Genomic DNA, 6773 nt, shown 5'->3' with positions numbered 1-6773 from the left:
TTTATTCAGGACGGGTCAAGCTTGTTGGCAACGTATTTGTGTATGGCTAGTTGCGTTGGTGATAACTAAGTTAATAAAAGAAACCGAACCATTAGGAAAATCCGCTAGGATTTTCCGAGTACACACAGATCAAGCAATTAGTTATAAACGTTGTTGGCAGTAGGATTTTGTTCAGGTTTAATCAATATTTCATTCAGGAAATCTTTTTCAAGCTCCAATATACTTTGCTGTCTAAATTTTAAATAAGTTACAATTCCTTTATGTGGTAAATCATCAAAATAATAGTCCAAATGTTTAGCTTCGTAGCCATTTATTGCAATTACGCTATATGCTCCAGCTTTAGCACGTATTCTATTCTTTGTTTGATTGTTATTTGCTAATTTTAAAAGCTCTTTTTCGTACAATTCCGTTTTCTTTATATATTCAGTTCCCTTATCGGAATATCTACCATTGGTAAAAAAAGGATTAACATTATTTTCAGCGTATTGCTTTTCAATTCCGTTCAAATATTTTAAATAATCTTTCGTGAGTTTATCGTATTTCTGAATTTTAATTAAACTCAAACTGTCATAATCGTTTCTTAAAATTTTTGCGTGAATATCATCCATCAGAAATACAATAGATTGATCAGTTTTCGTGCTTAAAATCCCAAACATTCCATCAATATCTTTTCCAAAGATTGAGTTAGATTCCGTTTTTTGATTTGAATTACAGGAAGTGATTATAATTAATAAAAGAAAGGTTGTAATGTATCTCATAGGTTTCTTCATCTTACTGCCAACGTGTTTGTGTAAGGTTTGTTGCGATTATTTACGCTAAAGTTAGTGAAAAAGGTTCGACATTTTATAGCCTTCAAATTTTTCCGCTGGAAAAATGCAGAAGCAATGAACTTTACACGTTGTTGTAAGCAGTACTTTATTCAGGTAATAGCCTTTCTAGTTCTTCTATTTCTTCCTTAAATTTATTTTTATCAAATTCAGATAGTTCCATTTCCAAATTATGTTCTTTACAAAATTCAAGTATTCTATCGCTCATAGTTTGAGAAACTTCAGTGTTTTTAATTACCGAGTTTTTCATTTTCATTTGTAATTCAGTGTTTTCTTGTAAATCGGTTAGGCTTGTTTTTGCCATTGGCTTTATAAAATCCTCTAAAAAACTTTCACTAAAGTCAAAATATTCCAAAGCTTCTTTTTTCAGATTAATATCCGATTTTATGTCGTCAAGGTTTTTTATTAATTCTATACAAACTGATTTTGTTTTTAACGCATCATTATACATTCCAGATAATTTTTCCGCATTGTCAATTCCGTTTGCTTTATAGTCATTAAATTCCCAAATAATCTCATTCATTTTCCGAGCATCTCTTTTAATTGCTAACTCAATTGTATATCTTATTTTTTCGGGATTATCCTCGAATGTTTTCGAACTTTTACAAGATTCAGTTAGTGATAGTAGCGTCACTAATAAAATTATCAAAATGTTCGAATTTCTCATTTTTTGGGTATTGCTTACAACGTGTTCGTGTAATGATTAGTTACGGAAAAGGGCGTTAGTCGTTTTCCGATTGGTTACTAAGTTAATTAATTTCGAGGGATTTTCCGCTAGGTAAATCAGCAGTAATTAATTATACACGTTGTTGTGCATTGGCTTTTTTAAGATTCCTTTCGAAGGACTCAATATTTCTTTGATTATTTCCAAACAAAGAAGTATTATGTGTTTTACATATACTATTAATTAGAATATGATTTTTTTCTCTAATTATAGTTATTTGTTCTCCCCAACTAAACATAGATTTTTTTGAATAAGCAAAAATGTAATTATCTTTTTTTGTTAGAATAGTCCATTTTAATTCACTCTTAGTCAGTTCAACTACTTCATGAAATTGTTTAACTGAAATTCTAAACTCTAAAGTCTTAAACTTTAAATTTTGATACTTATAGATAAAAATAATTATCGATACAATTATAAAGATGATTATCAATCCAATACCATTAATCATTCTTTCAAATACAATTTGATTTTTGTTTAACAAACTTTCAAGAACCCAATAAAAATAAAGAGCAGGTAAAATCATTGTAAAAAGAGCAGGAGAAAAATGCCAAAAGTAATCCCATCTTTTTAATTTAATACTTTCTCTATTATTATGTTTTTGAATATGTTTAATTTTTATAGTTGAGTTTTTATAGCTTATGCACAACTGTGGCGTATATGGAAAGTAGCGATTAAATAACTACTCCTTATTGATGCCTTGTTACATTTTATAAAGAAACGAAAAATATTATTCATTTAAAACATTAGCTATTTTCTATATACGCTGTTGGGCTTAGTAATTTGGAGATTACCCTGGGAATGTCCTTAATGGAAATTCCCTTTTTGGAATTTCTGAAATTACGGAGTACAACAGACGCAACATAGCAGCATCTGGTTCAGGTTTATGGTTTTAAAATCATGTGCTATATACTTCGTATATGGTGTCGTTATTTTCAAAGCTATCCGCAAGAGTGGTTACCTTTTTAAAATCCAGTACTTTAAATGATAAGTTTTCGGATAATCACTTGACTTTATCGAAAATATTCTATACCTTGACTCAAGCTTTATGCGAATTCATTCGTATCTGAGAGTAGAACTCTCACACGATTTCAATCGTAAGCTTGAAGGGTCCGAAATTAGTCAATAGTCTATTCCGTATTACATTTAAAGTTCTCACTTTAACATACCGCTTTTGCTTATAGCAATAAACCTGGGAAGATCCGGAAGTCTGGCAGTATTAAGCCCTAACGTTTTGGTGTATGATTTGTGCGATTGAGAATCGATAGATTTTCCATCGTAGCGAATCATAATGTTAAATATATAAATTTTTAATTGAAGTAGGATGTAAGCATGAATTATACACAGTGTTACCTACTGTAGTGCATGACAGGTTTTAGGTATTCACAGAAAACAGCAAACACAGAGAGCAACCGTTTCAAAATGCTTGTTAAAGTTTTTGGCTGGCAATCCCAAGAAACCGCAACTTTAGCAAAAGGGAAAATATCACAATAGCATTTAGGTTGCTTACAGGACAATTAACGAACGCCTTTTTTTGAAAAGAACGAATCAGAACGCCAAAGCGTTTAGTTCTCAAAAAAAGGATAATTCCGATGAATTTTAATTGAAAGTAGGAAAGTTACAAGCTAGTAAATCAGATTAGTAAAAAAGTAACTCAGATGATTTTTGCACTATGGTTGGTAACGTGTTCGTGTGATAATTAGTTACGGAAAAGGACATGAGTCGTTTTCCGATTGGTTACTAAGTTAATTAATTTCGAGGGATTTTCCGCTAGGTAAATCAGCAGTAATTAATTATACACGTTGTTGTAAGTAGTGCTTATTTATCCAAACAAAATATTTTATATTTATTCCTTGCTTCTAAATAACCTAATTTCGAAGATTTTTCATAGTTCTCACAAGCTTTTGTTGTATCACCTATTAAAAAATAAAGGTCACCTTTTAAAAAATAGCTTTCTTTTTTAGAATAATTAGCTTTTATGCAGTTCTCTACATCTTCTAAAGCATTATCATATTCTTTCAGAAATAAGTAATTAATTCCGCGTGAAAATTGAATTTCGCACTTATGTACTTCAAAATTATTATCGTTATCTAGAGTATTAAAGTCAAGAGCTTTACTTAAACTCAGTGTTCCACCATTTGAACTCGAAAAACTGGTCAAAGCTCCACTTGTATTCAGTGCTTTTGTGAAATATTCAATCGCTTTTTTAGGTTTTTCTAATTCTTGATAGTTAATTCCGATGTTATAAAGTGCAAGAGTATTATCAGAATCAAATTTTAATATATTTTTATAATCCATAATTCCACCATCGAGATTTCCTAATTCAGTTTTGTAATATCCACGATTTAAAAGAGCAGGTCTAAAATCAGATTTTTTTTCAATAGCTTTATCCAGCAATTCAATTGCTTTTTTTAAATCACCTTTTTCCTCATATTCAAACGCCTGATTGTAATACTCATCAGCAGAAGTGAAATCACAAGAGTTTAAAAACACTCCGAAAATTAATATGTAAATGAGTTTTTCTCGCATTACTTACAACGAGTTTGTGTAAGCGTCAGTAACGGGAAAAGACGTTAGTATTTTTCCGCTGACGCAACTAAGTTAGTTAAAAAGACTGAATTTCCGATAGGGAATTCAGTAGTTATTGCGCTTACACGTTGTTGGCTGTAGTTTTTTGTTAATTAAAAGAAATTTATAACAGAAACTATGGTTATAAAAATTCCGATAATAATTAGTAATGCAGCAATTCCAAATAAATTCCCAGGCTCATTGTCAATCATTTCAAGATTTCTATTAAAATATGAATAAGCGCGAAATCCAATAATAATTATAACTATTCCAAGAATCAATAAAAACACTTTGGTCATATTTCATGAAATTTGTTCCGACGTTATCTTTTATATTCAGCTAGTTGTTTTTCCGTTAACTCAGTTAAACTTTCGTCAATGTATATTTCTTTAATTCCGATTCTTGTGAATACTTCCAATAAAACTCTTTTTTCCACATTAGATAGTCCTCCTTCTGACATTTCCATTTGTTGGATAATTCCAATAGAGTTTCGCAAAGAAAAATTATTTTTTTTAAATGTACTGCTTATAAAGTATTCAGCTTTTTGAATGTCTGCAATTAAACTTCTTTGATTATTATATTTAATTTCAGATTTTTCGGTTGTAAATTTTCCACTAATACAATCTTTAACCTTAATTTGATTGAGATATAATCTGATGTAATATTTGTTCTTCTTAAACATTTTGAGGATTCGTGAAATTACAGCCAACGTGTTCGTGTTATGATTAGTTACGGAAAAGGACGTGAGTCATTTTCCGATAAGTACTAAGTTAATTAATTTCGAGGGATTTTCCGCTAGGTAAATCAGTAGTAATTAATTATACACGTTGTTGTGTTTAGTTATTTTTTTTCTGTTTGTCTAATTTCTATAGGTAAATATTTTTCGAACATTTCACTTAATTCAATAAAAGTCCAATTTTTCTTAGTTTTTATTCCATATGTTGCAATTTCAGATTTCAAATAGAACCTGACATATTTTACAGAATCAATAGTCATTATTGTGTCTATATTAATCTCATTAACATCAATGTTTTTTGGTTTGTGTTTTTCAGAATATCCTTTAATTAATTCTTCTTTTGAAATATATCTAAAAATGAATTTAGGAGTGTAATTTAATAGAGTTTCAAAATCAGATTCGTTATATGCTTTAATTGAATTTTCAACATCCATAATAATAGTATCTCTTTCAGTTTGCGATAATGCAAATAGAGAATTCAATATTAATATGTAAATTAAGAGTTTCTTCATAATTAAACACAACGTGTTTGTACAAGGTTAGTTGCGTGGTTTAAGCACTAAATTTACTAAATAATTACTGACAAAGAGAATCCGCGAGGATTTTCGTAAGTAGGCGAGAAGCAAGCAATTAATTTTGTACGGTGTTGGGCATAGTATTTTTATTTTATTCTTGTATTGTTTTTAGTCCATATCCAACCTTCAACAAAATGACATAAAACTTTTGTTATTTCCACCATTCCTAAAATAGCTTCAATTCTAGATTCGTCAGTTACGTAATTGTCACTTTTACTAATTCTTAATTCTAATGTTCTATTTTCAACATCTTTAATTTTAGATGATGTAAAAATATGTTTTTTGCTTAGATGAATAAAACCAGAAGTTTCTTTGTAAACATTTGTCACCCAAGGAAATTCTAAATTTAATTTATTCCTTAAATACCAATCTTTCAAATTTTCCCCATCTCTGTCAATAATTTTATCTATTTGAATTCCATTCATAATATCTGTTGCAAATTTATGAGGATTTTCAACAAGCCAAGCTCCAGAAAATCTAAGAATGTTATCAAGATGACATCTTACAAGATGACAAGCTCCTATATAATTTTCATTTCTTAACAGACTTGTAAATCCAAAAATTAAATGTAGAGATCTGTCCATAACTGCATTTGCTAAAATATCTAAAGGAAATGTGTTTCCTGGGTGCATTTTTTTTCCTAAGTCTATAATAACCCTTTCAAAATTCTCCAATTTTTCCAGTTCTAATTCTACTTTACTTGTCATTTAAATAGGATAGTTTTTCAGTTTAGTTTCCAGCTTGTATATTATGCCCAACGTGTTCGTGTGATGATTAGTTACGGAAAAGGGCGTTAGTCGTTTTCCGATAAGTTACTAAGTTAATTAATTTCGAGGATTTTCCGCTAGGTAAATCAGTAGTAATTAATTATACACGTTGTTAGCCACTGGCTGCATACAGTTATTTAATTCCAATTCTCTTATAAGTTTTTGTTTTTCTTAGTTTGCCATTTTTGTTTTTGGAATAAAAAACTAATCTTTTATCCGTTACTTTTATTTTCCAATTAGAATCTGTTCTATTTTCGTTTCTATATTCCGTAAGAGTAAGAAATTCCGCATTCTGAGTTATTTTTCCGCTACTGATTTCTGGTTCGTTAGATTTATACTTTTTCCATTCTTTTTTATTTATCAGATTCCAACTTTTCAAAGTATAAGATGAATCTGAATGAATAGTTATTTCAGAAACTTCGTATGAGTAAGTAGTACTATAATTGTGATCGTGATTCAGATAAACTTTTGCTTTAGTTTGCCCAAAAGAATTTGACATTAAGAAAATCAGTAGTAAAGTTAAGATTCCGTTTTTCAATTTCGAGTGATTTTTTCAGCTTGTGGCTAACGTGTTCGTGT

The 6773-nt window shown here is 29.6% G+C and carries 9 protein-coding genes; all 9 read right to left on the bottom strand.

The genetic code is table 11. From position 1 onward, the window contains the following. Window positions 1-137: 137 nt before the first annotated feature. Window positions 138-758, bottom strand: a complete 621-nt coding sequence (locus TD18_RS15345) for a hypothetical protein (protein ID WP_160289475.1) — start codon at window positions 756-758, stop codon at window positions 138-140. A gap of 157 nt (window positions 759-915) precedes the next feature. Further along, window positions 916-1494, bottom strand: a complete 579-nt coding sequence (locus TD18_RS15340) for a hypothetical protein (protein ID WP_040254393.1) — start codon at window positions 1492-1494, stop codon at window positions 916-918. A gap of 130 nt (window positions 1495-1624) precedes the next feature. Next, complete coding sequence (locus TD18_RS15335; RefSeq protein WP_040254391.1) at window positions 1625-2074, bottom strand: hypothetical protein; 450 nt, start codon at window positions 2072-2074, stop codon at window positions 1625-1627. A 1292-nt stretch (window positions 2075-3366) separates the two neighbouring features. After that, window positions 3367-4077: a tetratricopeptide repeat protein gene (locus tag TD18_RS15330; protein ID WP_040254389.1), complete on the bottom strand. Its 711-nt coding sequence runs from the start codon at window positions 4075-4077 to the stop codon at window positions 3367-3369. Window positions 4078-4229: 152 nt separating this feature from the next. Beyond that, complete coding sequence (locus TD18_RS15325; protein ID WP_040254387.1) at window positions 4230-4415, bottom strand: hypothetical protein; 186 nt, start codon at window positions 4413-4415, stop codon at window positions 4230-4232. Window positions 4416-4438: 23 nt separating this feature from the next. Further along, entirely contained in the window at window positions 4439-4798 is a 360-nt protein-coding gene (locus TD18_RS15320; RefSeq protein WP_040254385.1) for a hypothetical protein, read from the bottom strand. 158 nt (window positions 4799-4956) lie between these two features. Continuing rightward, window positions 4957-5364 (bottom strand): hypothetical protein, encoded by a 408-nt coding sequence (locus TD18_RS15315; RefSeq protein ID WP_152611397.1) that lies wholly within the window; start codon window positions 5362-5364, stop codon window positions 4957-4959. Window positions 5365-5513: 149 nt separating this feature from the next. After that, window positions 5514-6134 carry a hypothetical protein gene (locus TD18_RS15310; RefSeq protein WP_040254381.1) on the bottom strand — a complete coding sequence of 207 codons (621 nt, stop codon included), beginning with the start codon at window positions 6132-6134 and terminating at the stop codon, window positions 5514-5516. A 193-nt stretch (window positions 6135-6327) separates the two neighbouring features. Then, complete coding sequence (locus tag TD18_RS15305) at window positions 6328-6732, bottom strand: hypothetical protein (protein ID WP_152611396.1); 405 nt, start codon at window positions 6730-6732, stop codon at window positions 6328-6330. Between the last annotated feature and the right edge of the window lie 41 nt (window positions 6733-6773).

This window comes from Psychroserpens mesophilus (genome assembly GCF_000826645.1).
Classification (GTDB): Bacteria; Bacteroidota; Bacteroidia; order Flavobacteriales; family Flavobacteriaceae; genus Psychroserpens; species Psychroserpens mesophilus.
Note: the sequence above shows the minus strand (reverse complement) of the source record. Positions and strands in the feature narration are given on the sequence as shown.